The sequence below is a fragment of the Deltaproteobacteria bacterium genome (assembly GCA_040223695.1).
In the GTDB taxonomy this organism is placed as follows: Bacteria; Desulfobacterota_D; UBA1144; order Nemesobacterales; family UBA2774; genus JAVKFU01.
This window is the reverse complement of the sequence record JAVKFU010000018.1, coordinates 510,480-526,421: the sequence shown is the minus strand read 5'-3', so window position 1 is coordinate 526,421 and position 15,942 is coordinate 510,480. Positions and strand designations below refer to the sequence as shown.

General features: G+C 47.7%; 12 protein-coding genes and 4 tRNA genes. 5 read left to right on the top strand and 11 right to left on the bottom strand.

Annotation, left to right across the window (positions count from 1 at the left end; all coding sequences use genetic code 11):
- Positions 1 to 99: 99 nt before the first annotated feature.
- Both RIG61_11445 and RIG61_11440 read left to right on the top strand, forming a co-directional pair.
- Positions 100 to 447, top strand: coding sequence for a hypothetical protein (locus RIG61_11445; protein MEQ9619770.1), 348 nt, complete (start codon positions 100 to 102; stop codon positions 445 to 447).
- A 200-nt stretch (positions 448 to 647) separates the two neighbouring features.
- Entirely contained in the window at positions 648 to 1,169 is a 522-nt protein-coding gene (locus RIG61_11440) for a hypothetical protein (protein MEQ9619769.1), read from the top strand.
- A gap of 100 nt (positions 1,170 to 1,269) precedes the next feature.
- On the opposite strand, the gene RIG61_11435 is transcribed toward RIG61_11440, so the two are convergent.
- Positions 1,270 to 1,968, bottom strand: a complete 699-nt coding sequence (locus RIG61_11435) for a hypothetical protein (GenBank protein ID MEQ9619768.1) — start codon at positions 1,966 to 1,968, stop codon at positions 1,270 to 1,272.
- Between the two features lie 400 nt (positions 1,969 to 2,368).
- Here RIG61_11435 and RIG61_11430 point away from each other — a divergent pair, with 400 nt between their 5' ends.
- Together RIG61_11430 and RIG61_11425 are read left to right on the top strand one after the other, a co-directional pair.
- Positions 2,369 to 5,329, top strand: a complete 2,961-nt coding sequence (locus tag RIG61_11430) for an FAD-linked oxidase C-terminal domain-containing protein (GenBank protein MEQ9619767.1) — start codon at positions 2,369 to 2,371, stop codon at positions 5,327 to 5,329.
- A 183-nt stretch (positions 5,330 to 5,512) separates the two neighbouring features.
- Positions 5,513 to 5,758, top strand: a complete 246-nt coding sequence (locus RIG61_11425) for a hypothetical protein (protein MEQ9619766.1) — start codon at positions 5,513 to 5,515, stop codon at positions 5,756 to 5,758.
- Positions 5,759 to 6,014: 256 nt separating this feature from the next.
- Here the strand turns inward: RIG61_11425 and RIG61_11420 are convergent, their stop codons facing one another.
- The 8 genes from RIG61_11420 to RIG61_11385 form a co-directional block, all read right to left on the bottom strand.
- Positions 6,015 to 6,746: a hypothetical protein gene (locus tag RIG61_11420; GenBank protein ID MEQ9619765.1), complete on the bottom strand. Its 732-nt coding sequence runs from the start codon at positions 6,744 to 6,746 to the stop codon at positions 6,015 to 6,017.
- A 1,201-nt stretch (positions 6,747 to 7,947) separates the two neighbouring features.
- Positions 7,948 to 8,025 (bottom strand) — tRNA-Asp (locus RIG61_11415).
- 17 nt (positions 8,026 to 8,042) lie between these two features.
- A tRNA-Val gene (locus RIG61_11410) sits at positions 8,043 to 8,119 on the bottom strand.
- 202 nt (positions 8,120 to 8,321) lie between these two features.
- Positions 8,322 to 10,742 (bottom strand): endopeptidase La, encoded by a 2,421-nt coding sequence (lon, locus tag RIG61_11405; protein ID MEQ9619764.1) that lies wholly within the window; start codon positions 10,740 to 10,742, stop codon positions 8,322 to 8,324.
- 38 nt (positions 10,743 to 10,780) lie between these two features.
- Positions 10,781 to 12,058 carry an ATP-dependent Clp protease ATP-binding subunit ClpX gene (gene clpX, locus RIG61_11400; GenBank protein MEQ9619763.1) on the bottom strand — a complete coding sequence of 426 codons (1,278 nt, stop codon included), beginning with the start codon at positions 12,056 to 12,058 and terminating at the stop codon, positions 10,781 to 10,783.
- Positions 12,055 to 12,654: an ATP-dependent Clp endopeptidase proteolytic subunit ClpP gene (gene clpP, locus RIG61_11395; protein ID MEQ9619762.1), complete on the bottom strand. Its 600-nt coding sequence runs from the start codon at positions 12,652 to 12,654 to the stop codon at positions 12,055 to 12,057. The genes clpX and clpP overlap by 4 nt, the downstream gene beginning before the upstream one ends.
- Positions 12,654 to 13,982: a trigger factor gene (gene tig / locus RIG61_11390; protein ID MEQ9619761.1), complete on the bottom strand. Its 1,329-nt coding sequence runs from the start codon at positions 13,980 to 13,982 to the stop codon at positions 12,654 to 12,656. The genes clpP and tig overlap by 1 nt, the downstream gene beginning before the upstream one ends.
- Positions 13,983 to 14,363: 381 nt before the next feature.
- The gene (locus RIG61_11385; protein ID MEQ9619760.1) at positions 14,364 to 14,939 is read right to left on the bottom strand and encodes a MarR family winged helix-turn-helix transcriptional regulator; all 576 of its coding nucleotides are present in this window, start codon (positions 14,937 to 14,939) and stop codon (positions 14,364 to 14,366) included.
- Between the two features lie 96 nt (positions 14,940 to 15,035).
- On the opposite strand from RIG61_11385, the gene RIG61_11380 reads away from it, so the two are divergent.
- The gene (locus RIG61_11380; protein ID MEQ9619759.1) at positions 15,036 to 15,272 is read left to right on the top strand and encodes a thioredoxin family protein; all 237 of its coding nucleotides are present in this window, start codon (positions 15,036 to 15,038) and stop codon (positions 15,270 to 15,272) included.
- A 163-nt stretch (positions 15,273 to 15,435) separates the two neighbouring features.
- Here the strand turns inward: RIG61_11380 and RIG61_11375 are convergent.
- Both RIG61_11375 and RIG61_11370 read right to left on the bottom strand, forming a co-directional pair.
- Positions 15,436 to 15,520, bottom strand: a tRNA-Leu gene (locus tag RIG61_11375).
- Positions 15,521 to 15,523: 3 nt separating this feature from the next.
- Positions 15,524 to 15,600: transfer RNA gene (locus RIG61_11370), tRNA-Lys, on the bottom strand.
- Positions 15,601 to 15,942 lie beyond the last annotated feature (342 nt).

Here is a 15,942-nt window from a genome sequence, read left to right as displayed (position 1 = left end):
GCCATTTGTGTCCGAGTAAGCATATAAATATCGTACCGCACGGACGCCCATAACATTAAAACATCTTTACAAGCCCGGAGTTTTCTGTAGAATTGGACTATGAAAATTTTAAACGTGAACCCAATTACACGTTCTTATTTGCTTATAATAATCTGTCTCTTTATAACAGCGGCGGGCTGCGGGAAGTCCGCGTCGCCAAAGATTAAATCACAGAAAGTCGATAATCCAGCTGAAACCTCTACAACTTGCGCTCAGAATACTGGACTCGAGGAGCAAGACTCAGAGACGCTCGCTAAAGCGCTCAAAAACTACGGCGGAAAAATCAGCGACGAGTTCAAACTGAGGGCAATGGCTATTATCTCGGAATCGGACAGCGTAAACCCTGAAGATGCAAACGACGTCCTGAAAAACTATTTTTCCTGCCTCGAGAATTACGCCGCAAAATAAATCTTTGCCGGCAGACGTAATTTCAGAAGCGATTCAGAATACCCTTTTAATCCATTCGTCCTGAGTTCAATCGAAGGACGCCTCTAACCGCGCAAACCCTCTCAGAAATAGCTTGTTCGATTCCCGTATCCAGGATATAATTAATTAACATACTAGTCGGCCGTAAGTTTTTTTCCCCGAAATCGCGGAGGAGAACTGTCATGAATAAAGTTGAAGAACCCTTCGCAGAACGTGTGGCCGAGATAATAATATTGATTTCATCTCTGGTAATAATCGCTTTTATGATCACCGGAGGGTGCGAAGGCAGCGGAGGCGCAAGTCCGACCCCCCAGCCGGCGACTACGGGATTTCCGCCCGAATGCGACGGCACATTCGACATTGACCTGAGTTGTCCCGCAACGAGCCTGGCCGGGTCCGTATGCCTTCCTTACATTTGTGACATTATAGACGACAGTACAGAAATTCCGGAAATTGTCGACAACATCACCATTGTCTTCGGTAAGAAATGCACCGATACCGACTGCTTCAGGCTAGAATGCGAGGATTTGAAGAACGAATCGGGAACGGTAGCAGAGGAAGCCTCCATTGTCATAGAGAGCGTGAACGACACCCCGGTCGGGGAGGATGTTGAGGGACAAGAAAGTTTCGGATTCCCAAAAGGCGCGATATTTATAGGCGGGGAAGAATTCTTCCTCGATTGCAATAGCGCGGTGGTCCCTTAAGCTGTTATCACATATACGTTTTCTACCGCCGGAAAAGACAAGAGTGAAACAATCGGCTTCACGCAACTGATACCGGTCCCCCCAAAAACCCTGACCCCCATTATTCGCGGACAGGCGGCGATATTTTCTCCATCACTATCGAGCCGGTAAGGCATACATACTGAAACTGCACCTGCCAAGCGGGTGACAGCCACGGGATTACCACACCGGACGGAGCAGTGGGAATAGTGGTTATCTCCGTAAAAACCTGCCTCAACAGCTTTGCCGGGAGCCCCGCCGGGCCGCTGTAATCCTCCCCGAAAAGCTGATTCAGCTTTTGAAGCGCCGCGGCAGCCGCGTTATACTCAGAAACGGCGATCTGAGGGTTTGCGAACTGCCCGCTGTAAACCGGGCCTTTTTCATCGGTCGTCCTGATAAGAGCTCTTGCGGAATTACGCGCCTCTGTCGCAAACTTCTTGTTTTCCGCTTCATCCCCTCCCGCGGACTGGTAGATATTGAAACTTATGCCGTATACCTTTTCACCCGCCTGCGCGAGCTCAGCTCTTAAAGTTGCCGCTTCCCCCGACCACTCTGCATCGACGTTCGGGTTTCGGGAGAAGGCGCGGTATGTACCGTCATAGAATACTTGAAACACCTCGCCCAGTTTGGCCGCGTCACCCGTGAGCCCTTCTGTCGTGAACCTGCCGAGGTTCTTTATCTTATCGTCCGCGACTACCTTGTCCCTCCAGGCGCCGCTCGCGGCGTTTGTTCCGGGAGGCGGATTCCAGTTGGACAGTTCGTAAAGCTGATACAGCAGCACCTGAAACCTGAGATTGACATCTTTAACTGCCTAACCTCTTCCTGACTCCGGGCGGAAGCGACTCCAACCAGCATTAAAAGCATCATAGAAAAAATTGCTGCTATTCTCATTTCATGTATCCCCCTTCTGAATTTGGAAAAACAAATGCACGGGCAAGCTAAATTAAAACAAAAAAGTTCGCCTTAGTCCAGTCATACTATGTTAATTACTTATGGTTAACTGCAGAGCTGAAGAGTTCGTTTACGGAAACTCCGCTATAAGTACTCCCTTGATGTAAAAATAATAGAATGGTTTACAAATAAACGCTTTAACCTTAATATAGAACTAACTTACATAATCATCTTTTCTTCAGGTTTGTCGATACAAAGAATTATATAATCAGCGGCGGAGAACTTTCAATATGAGTGAGTCCGGGAGAAATACCGCAGAGATTAACCCATCCGAATGGGAAACTCTGAAACAAAAACTCTCAGGAGAGCTCCACTACGACCATGCAATGAGGACCCTATACGCAACCGACGCGTCCTCTTACAGAATGCCCCCCATGGCGGTTGCTATGCCGGGAACCGCTGACGATGTTAAACACCTGATTGATTTCGCCATAAAAAAAGACATCCCCATCACTCCCAGAGCCGCGGGCACGTCCCTTTCGGGACAGCCTATCGGGAGGGGTATAGTGGTGGATGTGGGCAGACATATGAATAAGGTGCTCGAGATAAATAAGGAAGAAAGCTGGGTAAGAATCGAGCCCGGCGTCATACGTAATGAATTAAACGAGTACCTTGAGCCATACGGACTGTTTTTCGGACCTGAGACCTCGACCCAGAACCGCGCCATGGTAGGCGGGATGGTAGGCAACAATTCCTGCGGGGCCAACTCGGTCGTATATAGAGACAGCCGGACGCACCTCCTGCAGGTAAAGGGGTTTCTGGCGGACGGCTCTCCGGTCACGTTCCGAGAACTCACGAACGAGCAATTTGAAGCCAAATGTAACGGCGATGAGACTTTGTTAGAAACAAAAATCTACCGGCAGATTAAGGAGATGCTATCGGACAGGGAAAACATCAATGAAATAAATACCAATTTCCCGAGAGACTGCATTTTCAGAAGAAACACAGGCTACGCGCTCGATATAATGGCTAAAATGGAGCCTTTTAACAAGGGCGGCGCGCCTTTTAATTTCTGCAAGCTGATTGCTGGTTCGGCGGGCACGCTTATATTCATTACCGAGCTCAAGTTAAACCTTGTCCCCCACCCTCCGGAGTCGAGAAATCTCGCCTGTATTAATTTCAAGACCCTGGACAACGCGCTCAGGGCTAACATCACTGTCTCAAAACACGATATTATGGCGTGTGAGCTTATTGACGACTACACGATTAACTGCGCGAAAGCGAACCCCGTTTTGAGAGAGGAGCTCTTTTTCATAAAGGACAATCCCGGCGCGGTCTTGATCATCGAAGTTGCGAGGGAGACCGAGGCCGAGGCAAGGGCCGACATCGAGAAGATTATAGAGGATGTGAAAAAGACGGGATACGGATATCATTTCCCCATTGTTTCATGTGAAATGGTGGACCATGTATGGCACTTGAGGAATGCCGCTCTCGGAGTCGCGTCTAACGTGGAAGGCGATGAAAAACCCTCCACAAATATCGACGACTGCGCAGTCGCGATCGAAGACCTCCCGGATTTCATTAAAGATGTTGACGAGCTACTCAAAAAAAATAATCTCCACGTAATGTACTACGCTCACGCAAGCGCGGGAGAGCTTCATATAACCCCGTATTTTAATACTAAAACAAAAGAAGGGGTTCAACTTTTTAGAGACATCACAAAAGATACCGCCAGGCTCGTGAAAAAGTACAAAGGCTTTCTCTCCGGGGAGCACGGCACGGGCTGGCTCAGGGGTGAGTTTATAGAATTTATGCTCGGGAGCAGGATTTACGGACTTATGAAAGACATCAAGCATACCTGGGACCCTCAAAACATATTCAATCCGACAAAGGTGGTGGATGCACCAAGAAATAACATCAACCTCAGGTACGACGCGGACAGGAAATCTGCTCAACTCGAAACCGTCTTTGACTTCGGTAGAGAGGGGTTTATAGGACACGCGGAAAGGTGTAACGGAACCGCCGAGTGCCGAAAAACGGAGCATGCCGGCGGCACGATGTGCCCTTCCTACATGGCGACCAGGGATGAAATGCACGTTACGAGGGCTAGGGCGAATATCCTCCGGGAGATATTCACCCGCTCAAGCGATAAGAATCCGTTTGAAAGCGAAGAAATACACGAGGTGCTCGATCTCTGTCTCTCGTGCAAGGGATGCAAGTCCGAATGCCCATCGGATGTGGATATGGCGAAACTGAAGGGGGAATTCCTCCAGCATTATTACGACAGGCGCGGGGTGCCGATGAGGTCCCGGATGATAGCGAATTTCAATACGTTCGCGAAAGTCTCATCCATTTTCCCCCAGGCTTATAATTTTATATTCACGAATCCCGTAACCGCTCCCGTGGTTAAAAAATTAACAGGGTTCGCGGTCGAGCGTTCCGTCCCACCTCTTTCTCTCCAGACGGTCAGGGACTGGTACAAAAAGAATAAGAGATCTCTCCAGTCAGGCGGGAACGGAAAAGTCTATGTATTCTGCGACGAATTTACTAATTACCTGGACGCGGAAATCGGCGTCACCATGATAAAGCTGCTCGACAGGCTCGGCTATTATCCCGAAGTGATAGAACACGAGGAGAGCGGGAGAGCCCATATTTCAAAGGGATTGATCCGTGACGCCAAAGTTATCGCGAACAGGAACATCAGGATATTCAAGGATTTGATCACCGAAGAAACCCCCCTTGTCGGCATAGAGCCCTCGGCCGTGCTGAGCTTCAGGGACGAGTACGTGGACCTCGCCGATAAGGAGGTTAAAGCGGACGCCGTCAGGATAGCCCCCTACACGTATCTATTCGACGAGTTTATTTCGAGAGAGATGGGCAAGGGCAACATAACGCCCGACAGCTTTTGCCGGAGCGAGAAACAAATCAAGTTCCACGGCCACTGTCAGCAGAAATCCCTCTCGACCCTGGACCACTCGAAGAAGATGCTTTCCCTGCCCGAGAACTACAGCGTCGATATTATCCCGTCCGGCTGCTGCGGAATGGCGGGCTCTTTCGGCTACGAGAGCGAGCATTTCGATGTATCCATGAAGGTAGGCGAGCTGGTGCTGCTGCCCACTGTGAGAAAACAGCCTGAGGATGTGCTGTTAGTGGCGCCGGGCACAAGCTGCCGCCACCAGATTAGAGACGGCGCAGAGAGACGGGCATACCATCCGGCAGAGGTGCTTTGGGACGCTCTGAGTAATAAGTGATTTCCATTGTAATAATGCCTCCGATATTTCAATAGACAGAGAGGCAGACGCGTACATATAGGACGACTCGCAAGGTTAAAACCTTCATTCCTGCCCTAGCCGAAAGCCTCTCAACATTCTTAACCGTGAGCTAAGACGAAATTAACGCCTCCTTAACATCGGCCCCTTATAATTTATGTCAAGATGAAAAGATTCAAGATAGGGTTTAAGAGAAGCATAGACACAGCGCTTTTTGATTTCTTTATCGAGAAGTGCAGAAAGGAAGGCAAGCTCCGGTTCTCGGACGACTCCGACTTCTACTTCAGCGAGAGGGAAGCGGAGGCGGCTTTCGGAGATTTCACAAACGGTGACAGAAAGGGGCTTATCGGCTACCTGATAGAGCTCGAAAAGACCCAGTACAGCCGCTACCTGAAACGTACCCTGAACTGACTCCGAATCGTCCACAGTATGTGTATGACTTAGCATAGAATTCATGCATATACGATGACTTATGCTGATTATTTAATCTAATATCTATCCGAATGGTTTGTATGTTGGCACAAAATGGACATCTATTTGAACGCCCTCCGCGTGGCCGGGTTTAGCTGCCATCACAATGAGTATTAAAAAATTTCAAGGTCGTTACTATTCTGTTGCCTGGCCCCTATCCACTTCCAGGATGGAGATTAGAGGAGTCAAGGCGATGTTATTTATTGAGTTCATATATTTCATAGTCACCGATTCTTTTTTTTAAAGAGTAATTGCTGGCAATGTATTTGTCGAAGTAATCGACCCTGAATATTTGCCAATCGTGTTTACCATCGTAAAAAATAATGTACTCGGGCTTCTTTTTATTTAAGACAGGAAACACTGTCCTCTCGAAATCCAATATCGATTCCATGGCAATGTAATGATGATCTGTCCACCAGAAATGTTTTACGGGCGCTTTTCTGTCGCTAAGGAAATAGATAATCGGCTGACCGCCGATAACCAGTATATTTTCCTCTTTGACCGTTTTATCCTCTACATAATCAGCGATTTCATGGATATCTCCGGAATCGTACCAATCCCCATTCTTTTCTTGAGCACTCAATATCATTAGTCCACCAGACGATTGAACAAAGTAACCCGCGAGGATTACAATCATGAATCCCTTGATGTAGTTCTTGTTCAGCTTCAACCTGTACACTGCAAAAGCAATGAGGAGAGAATAAGCTAACCCCATTTGCAAATAGTAATGGGAGAACATACGCCTGCCCCAAAGAACACCTACGGCTGAGAAGATGGATAGAGCCAGGATGAAATACAGTGTATTTTTCTCCTGCTCATCATACCCCTTTCTAAAATACATTACGAGAAGGTATAACGTGCTTGCTATAGCTGCGAGGGTAATAACCTCAAAGTCGTACAGTACGGTTCTATATAAAAATTTAATCATATCCAACACAGCATATTCAATCGGGACCAGACCAAGGTACCCCTCGTTAAATATGAAATTCGCGAAATAGAAATCGGGAAGCGCGGCGTTCATCCAAAAATATAAGTTAAGGATTACGAACGGAGTAATAAACCCCAGGGAGAAATAAAGCGTCTCTGTATAAAGCAATTTTAAACTTTCAGATTTTCGGATTAGATTTTCGTAAATTATAAAAGCAGGAATAACCATAAGCGTGAAAATTGCCGTTCCCTTAGTAAAAAAAGCGAGGGAGGAGAATAAGCCCGACAAGAATAGCAGGTAAACATTACCTTTTTTCTTGTATTTGATATACATAAGGAGCGCTAGAATCACCGGCAACATCATGAATAGCTCTCCATTGGAGGCAAATCCTCCGAAACCAGGAATGAGAAAAAATAACCCGTAGATTAAAGGCGGGATCACACATGCAAAACCACGGAATAAGTTGCCGGCTAAGAGATACAGAAAATACATAGAAATCAAAAGATAGACCGATGTGAAAATTCGAAGAGCGGGAATACTGTTCTCGAAGAGAAAAATTATTGGCACTAAAATGAAGTATAAAAAAGGCCCCTTGTTGTCCCACGAAGTTTTATATGGAACCCCGCCGTCAGTTATATCCTGAGCTATCGTGAAATAGACAGATTCGTCCCAATCAATTACTGTTATGTGTAATGAGAGAAGCCTGATTATGAAAACCAGGAGCAGAAAAAACAGTAGCCAAAATGTTTCACTGCCGGACCATTTTTCTAATATAGACAGTAATCTGTTCCGCATGGATACTTTTACCGACTAGAACCCGGCCTATCGCTAAAAATCATTGTTTTTCGCATACTATTACAATTCATTCCCCGATTAACTGCGAAACTATTTTTAAAATACCGTTTAGGATTGTCCGTGATGAAATTATACAAGGCTATTATTATAGAAGTTGGCATTTAAGTTTTCAATGATTATTAAAAGGACAGAGCTTGGTATACTCAACGCTTGGACTTTGCTGATAATTAAAGCTGGCATTATAGCGAGCTTTATACCATATTTATGAGCGCCCCGATTAACCGGATCAATTAAAAGTAGAGAGATCTGGCAAAGCAACGGTGTTCAACGGGAAGGAATTTTCCGTGAAGCAAGGGCTGAGGCTGTTATAGACACATGTTTGCACGATATACATTTAAGAAAATAGTGGCGGAGCCGACGAGATTTGAACTCGCGACCTCTGGCTTGACAGGCCAGCGTTCTAACCAAGCTGAACTACGGCTCCGCAGGTAGAATTTCGGGTGGTGGGCGGTACAGGATTTGAACCTATGACATCCTGCTTGTAAGGCAGGCGCTCTCCCAGGCTGAGCTAACCGCCCACTTGTTACCGCTGTATTTCAGCCAATCAATACAGACGGTAATGAGGGGAAAATATATAACTGAATTTTAAGCATTTGTCCACACACACAACGTGTGATTTTACGATACTCGTGTAAATCCGTGCTTGATTCGACTATTCATAAAAAAAGGGGCGGAAAAGATTACCGCCCCTCGTGAAATTTATAGTTATTTGATTGTTTTTTAATTTACGTTGGCCCCGATCTCATCGCCCATAGGCATTGCAGGGGGTATCACAACATTTTTAATTACCGGCTCGTCGGACTCGATAGCCGCCTCGAGAACTTCATCCATATGATCTACGAGCTCTATCTTTATGTCCTTCAGGATGTTCTCACGGATGTCCTTCAGGTCCTTCTCGTTCTCCTGAGGAATAATCACGGTCTTCACCTTTCCTCTGTGGGCAGCTAGGATTTTCTCCTTGAGCCCTCCGATCGGAAGCACTCTTCCTCTGAGAGTTATCTCGCCGGTCATGGCGACATCGTGCTTAACAGGTTTCTTGACAAGCGCGGAAACGATAGCCGTCGAAATCGCTATACCAGCGGAAGGCCCGTCCTTGGGCGTGGCACCCTCGGGGACGTGAATATGAATGTCCACCTTCTGATGGAAGTTTCTCTCGAGCCCCAGCCTCTCGGCCCTTGACCTGACGTAGCTCATCGCCGCCTGTGTGGACTCCTGCATAACCTCGCCAAGTTTACCGGTAACCGTGAAGTTCCCTTTACCAGGCACTACCGATACCTCGATAGTTAGGAGCTCTCCGCCAACTTCGGTCCAGGCAAGCCCCGTGGACATACCTACCTGAGGCTTCTCCTCGATCTCACCGTATTTATACTTCGGAATGCCGAGGTATTTCTGGCTGGTTATCTGAGACGGGGTCAGCTTGACCACATGGTCGGATCCCTTTTTCACTATATCCCTTGCCGCTTTCCTGCAGAGGCTCGCAAGCTCGCGCTCGAGAGTCCTCACGCCCGCCTCCCTCGTGAAACGCCTTATGATTGTGTATATGGCGGCGTCAGAAAGCTTAAGGTTCTCGTCCTTAAGGCCGTGGGCTTCAAGCTGTTTGGGAATAAGGAATTTCTTCGCAATCTCGAGCTTCTCGTCTTCGGTGTACCCGGAAATACGAATGATTTCCATTCTATCCTGGAGCGCCCAGGGTATACTGTGCAGAACGTTCGCCGTGGTTATGAACATTACATTCGAGAGATCGTAATCGACCTCGATGTAGTGGTCATTGAAAGCGTTGTTCTGCTCCGGGTCGAGGGCCTCAAGCAATGCAGAAGCCGGGTCGCCCCTGAAGTCCATTCCCAGTTTATCTATTTCGTCCAGCAGGAACACCGGGTTGGCGGTTCCCGCCTTCCTGAGTCCCTGGATTATTTTTCCGGGAAGCGCGCCGATATACGTCCGGCGGTGTCCTCTGATCTCGGCCTCGTCCCTTACGCCGCCCAGCGATACCCTGACGAATTTCCTGCCCATGGAGCGCGCTATAGACTTCGCAAGCGATGTCTTACCCACTCCGGGGGGTCCTACGAAACAGAGTATCGGGCCCTTTATCTTGCTGGTAAGAGCCTGAACCGCAAGGTATTCGAGTATTCTCTCCTTGGGTTTTTCTAGACCGAAATGGTCTTCATCCAGTATCTTCTGCGCCTCGTCTATATCGATCCTGTCTTCTGTTACCTCTCCCTCCCAGGGAACCGAGAGAAGCCAGTCTATGTAGTTTCTGACTACAGTAGCCTCAGCCGACATAGGAGACATCTGTTTCAATTTTTTTATCTCTTTCTTTACCTTCTGCTCAGCCTCTTCAGGCATGTTTTTCTTCTTAAGCCTGTCTTCGAACTCCTGAATCTCCGATTTGAGGTCATCTTTCTCTCCGAGCTCTTTCTGAATGGCCCGCATCTGCTCGGTGAGATAGTACTCCTTCTGGGCCTTTTCCATTTGTTTCTTGACCCGTGATCTGATCTTCTTTTCTATCTGGAGTATCTCAACCTCGGCCTGGATCTTCTCGTAGAGTTTTTCCAGCCTCTCCGCGGGGTCAAGTGTTTCGAGAATTTCCTGTTTGTCCTCGAGCTTGAACCCGAGGTGGGACGAAATCGTATCCGACAGGCGTCCCGCTTCGTCGATCGAGGAAACTGTAACAAGCACCTCCGACGGTATCTTTTTATTAAGCTTCACATAGTTTTCAAAAGCTGTTATAAGAGTACGGATGAGGGCTTCGGTTTCTACGCCGACTTCGTCAGGCTCCGGTATCTGCTCTACCTCCACCATAAAATAAGACTTGTTCGGCAGGTAGTTGTGAATTTTTGCCCTTTTCTTCCCCTCTACCAGCACCTTCACGGTCCCGTCAGGGAGTCTCAGCATCTGTACTATCGTTCCTATCGTTCCTATTTCGTAAATGTCCGTTTCCTGAGGATCGTTGGTCTTCGCGTCCTTCTGAGCGACCAGGAAAATCTCCTTAGACTTCTTCATCGCCTCTTCCAGCGCCCGTATGGATTTTTCACGCCCCACAAAAAGCGGCGCGACCATATATGGGAAAATAACAACGTCTCTCAGTGGTAATAACGGTAATGTTTCCATTTGCCCCTTCCCTTCTTCGTTTTTAAAGAACATTGGCATTGTTCATCTCCTTAACTACCGGGATTCACATCCTATGTACCCAGACGGGCTTCTTCTTCGTAAATGAAAAGAGGATCTCCCGTTCCGTTTATCACTTCCTCCGTGATCACGCATCGTGTGAGTCCCTTTAGGGACGGAACCTCATATGATATCTCGAGCATTACGGTCTCGATAATCGCCCTCAGGCCTCTCGCCCCGGTCTTTCTCGCTATACCTTCGCGGGCTATTGCGGCAAGGGCTCCATCCGTAACCTCGAGATCCACTCCTTCGAGCTCCATCAGCTTCTGGAACTGCTTGATAATAGCGTTCTTGGGCTTCGTAAGAATCTCCACAAAAGATTCCTCACTGAGTTCTTCGAGCGTAGCCACGACCGGTATTCTGCCTACAAACTCCGGTATAAGACCGAACTGTATCTGATCCTCAGGCTGAACTTCTTTAAGAATCGCCCCGAGGTCTTTCTCGTTGACTTTGCCGAGATTCGCTTCAAACCCGATCGATTTCTCTCCAATTCTCTGCTTAATCAGGTCCTCAAGCCCGCAGAAAGCACCGCCGCAGATAAACAGAATGTTCGTAGTGTCTATCTGCAGAAACTCCTGCTGGGGATGTTTTCTTCCGCCCTTGGGCGGCACATTTGCCTTGGTTCCTTCCATTATTTTAAGTAGAGCCTGCTGTACACCTTCTCCGGAAACATCCCTTGTGATAGAAGGGCTGTCACCGGTTTTCCTCGCAAGCTTATCTATCTCATCTATATATATAATACCCTTTGAGGCCCTTTCAAGGTCGTAATCGGCGGCCTGGAGAAGACTTACTATCATATTCTCCACATCCTCTCCGACGTACCCCGCCTCCGTGTAGCATGTAGCGTCCACAATCGTGAACGGCACGTCCAGCAATTTGGCGAGTGTCTGCGCGAGAAGCGTCTTACCGCTTCCGGTAGGACCGATCATAAGGATATTACTCTTCTGAACCTCCACATCAGCGTTTCTTTTTCCACCGCTGTATGCGTTAAGCTCAACCCTTTTATAGTGGTTGTAAACCGCTACTGAAAGTATTTTTTTAGCCCTTATCTGCCCGATCACGTATTCGTCCAGAAATTTTTTGATCTGTGAGGGTGTGGGCAGGGTTGAATATCTTTTTTTGAGAACGCCTTCCTTGGCGTCCTCATCAGCTATAATCTCGTTACAGAGCTCTATACATTCGTTACATATGTATACTGTCGGCCCCGCTATTAGCTTCCTAACTTCCTTCTGGCTTTTTCCGCAGAAGGAACAGTAAAGTTTTCCCTCTTTAGCATCTCGTCTAGAAGTCACTTGGGCGCCTCCTCTCTCTTAGTAATTATAGCATCCACGAGCCCGTATTCTAAGGCATCATTTGGTCTCAGGAAAAAATCCCTCTCCGTGTCCTTAGCAATTCTGTCTATGGGCTGGTTAGTATGCTTGGCAAGAATACGGTTTAACTCCTCGCGAATCCTCAAAATTTCCTTTGCGTGAATTTCTATATCCGTAGCTTGCCCCTCCACTCCTCCAAGCACCTGATGGAGCATGACCCTGGCATGAGGAAGAGCGTATCTTTTCCCCTTGGCCCCTGCCGCGAGCAGGACTGCCGCCATACTGGCCGCTTGCCCCAGGCACATTGTAGCGATATCGCACTTTACGTACTGCATCGTATCGTAAATCGCGAGCCCCGCAGTCACGTGTCCGCCGGGCGAATTCACATACACATAAATGTCCTTCTCGGGGTTCTCCGACTCCAAAAAAAGCATCTGAGCAATCACCGTGTCCGCCACTGTATCGTTAATCGGGGAGCCGATAAAAACTATCCTGTCTTTGAGTAAACGGGAAAAAATGTCATATGCCCTCTCGCCTCTGCTGGTCTGTTCAATTACAATCGGTACATAGCTGGACATTATTCTTCAGTATACTGATTCTCCTCTTTATTGTCAACGTGATTTTCCGTTGCTGGAACCTCTTCAATTTCTGCATTTTCTATAATAAAATCAATGACTTTTTGCTCGGCGAGATTAGCTTCAAGCGCGTCCAGAAGGTTGTTCTGCTGGTAGATTTCCCGCACCTGTTCGGGGGGCACATTGTAGCTGGCGGCGATGGCAGAGAGGTTCTCGTTTACGTCCTCCTCAGTGACCGTGATTCCCTCTATTTTCGCAATTTCGCCAAGCACAATCGACGCTTTAACGTTTCTGAGCGCCTGCTCGCCGATCATCTTTTTTGTCCCATCGTCCATAGCTTCCGGAGGGAGACCCTGTTGCTGCATTCTCTGAGCGATATTGCGGGCGAGCCTTGCGGCTTCTTCCTTAACGAGGCTCTCGGGCGACTCAACCGTATTCCTCTCCACAATCAGATCGACAAGCTGCTGCCTCATCTTTCCTTGCCCCTGATCTTCCGACTGTTTTTTTAAATCCTCTTTTATCTGATCTTTGAGCGCTGCGACATCGTCCTTTCCAAGCTCCTTGGCAATCTCGTCGTTTAATTCGGGGATTATTCTCTCCGCAAGCTCGGCAAGCTTGAATTTAAAGCGCACGGTCTTTCCGGCCGCTTCCTTTATCTGAAAATCCTCACCATACGCGACATCAAACTCCTTCTCCTCCCCCTTCTTCATTCCAATTACGTTCTGCTCAAATTCCGGTATCACCTTTTCCTCGCCGATAACGAATTGAAGGCCTTCCCTTTTCAAATCCTTTACCGGCCCGCCGTCTAGAAATCCTTCGAAGTCAACGGTGGCAACGTCATCCTTTTCGGCCGATTTTTCCTCCTGATAAGGCTTTATTTCGGCCTTGTGCTCGAGAAAATGTTTTATCGTGTGCTCGACGTCCTCGTCGCTTACTTCACGAACTTCCTTTTTAAGAGGAAGATTCTTATATTCCGCAAGGTCGAACTCGGGAAGCACCTCGAAAACCGCGGAGTACTCAAAATCCTTGTCCGTAGTGAACTCTTCGGGAGGATTGATCTGGGGCCTCGTAATGGGGGCGGCCGATACCTCTTTCAATGCACTTTCGAGAGACCCTGTAACCAGCCTTGTCGCGACTTCGCTTAGTATTTCATTTTTATACGCTGACTCAATCACATTCGCGGGCGCCTTACCCGGACGGAAGCCCTTTATCTTCGCGCTCTTACTGATCTCGTTAAACACCTCGGCGCGGGCCTGCTTGACTTCATCCACGGGGATTACAACATCCACTTTCCTTTGCGTACCGCTTAAATTTTCCATGTTTACCTTCATATAACGGGTCCTCTCATATTCGCTAAATTTTTACAATATTCACAAGCTCTTATCTCTGAAATTAAAGTTTGAGAATTAAAGTTTGATAGTATACCAGACAATACAAGTCATGGACAGAATCGGGGGAACACCTTTTTCGATGAATTTTGTCAGGTTAAAGATTCCGGGCAGTGGACTTATTTGAATCCAGCTAACATTCAATCAGAATTTCAGGCAGTGACGCAAAGAAAGCCGGGTCTCAACTTTCCGTTAATAACCAATCATACTGAAGCCGGTAAATAGAATAAGCTGTGAAAGATTAATAACAGAGGGTCTTTGGGGAGAAGTACGGGCGCCTGATGCATGAATTCTTTTCACGGCGGACCCTAAATCAACCACACTTTAAGCAGCCGGCAATTCATGCTCACGGCATATTTTCATGCTCTCGCCTTCAGTAAGAGGCTCAAGCGTAAGCCCGCACTGATGCGTTTCCCCAAGTCCGTCACGTTTGAAATGGCGGCACGTATGGCAGACGCCGAACATTCTCGACCGGTTATTTCTCTGTAGCCTTACCAGAAGCTCCGTGAGTAAACGGGAAAGCTCTCCTCTTTCCCTGGTCTTTATCCCCCCGAGCGCGGCCACGAAGTCAGGCGGCGGAAAGCCGGTTTCGACAAAACGCTTTCCCCTGGCCGTCAACTCAAGGCGTACGACGCGCCTGTCTCTTTTGTCACTCTTCTTCCGTATATAGCCCTTTCGCTCAAGCACGCCCAGGCTCTGAGATGTAGTCCCTTTTGTGGCGCCCACGAAATCGGTCACACCGGCGGGAGTGTCACTGTAGCGGTTACAGATCGAAAGGTATCCGAGCATCTGAATATGGACCGGTTGCAGTCCGTCTATGATCCCTTGAGAGCGCTCCCCCGCCCTCAGGAGGTTTCCGAGCCTCTCAATCAAATAAGCGATTTTTACCCTGTCTTCCATATAATCATTGTATCGAATCGAAACCAGCTTGACAATGCCTTTTGAAAACCGGATAATATATATCGAGTCGATACTATAATTTATAAGGAGGTAGTAATCATGAGTAAAGCAACTTTCTATCACGCAGGATGCCCGGTGTGCGTTAGCGCCGAAAGGGGTCTTGCCGAGGCGCTTGACCCTGGAAAATACGAGGTCGAGAGCGTGCACCTCGGAGAGGAAAGAGATAGGATATCAGAAGCCGAAGCCGCCGGGGTAGAATCTGTGCCCGCCTTGGTCATAGACGGCCAGACTTTCCACATCAACTTCGGCGCGTCTATTGATGAGCTAAGGTAATCAACAGATTAAATGCCGGAATATAAGGGCCGCCGGGATAATCCGCGCGGCTCTTGCCCTTCAAACATTAATACTCTGCTACACGGCTAATAAGATCAGATACATTCCTTTAAATTAGAGAGTGAGATTTAGCTCATTCAAGATGAATTAAAGGGTGAGCATATGGTGCGAGAGGGGGGAGTCGAACCCCCACACGGTTAAGTACTGGATCCTAAATCCAGCGCGTCTGCCAATTCCGCCACTCTCGCAAGTGGTGGGCTGTGAGGGAATCGAACCCCCGGCCCGATGATTAAGAGTCATCTGCTCTACCTAGCTGAGCTAACAGCCCACTTAAAGGGTGTAATTACAATACCTGAATTTGAGTTTATATAGGAAATAACCGGCAAGCTTCCAGGCTCTCATTGTTGCTTGAAAAAGTTATTATAATTGCGATCTTCTCCAAAATCAACGCCCTCACTCTATACTTATCACTTTTGCGCGGTTTTTTCAGATGTACTGTATAGAGAGATGCTTTTAGCCAGCACCAAATCTGTTAGACTCACAACGAAATTGATTAAAGAAGCAATGCAGCATATACCTGTAATTTTCATTGCCCGGTTTTTCTATAGTACATTTCTAGACATTCGGAGAGAACTTTTATAGTATAATGATTGTAAACGTATTCTATGTA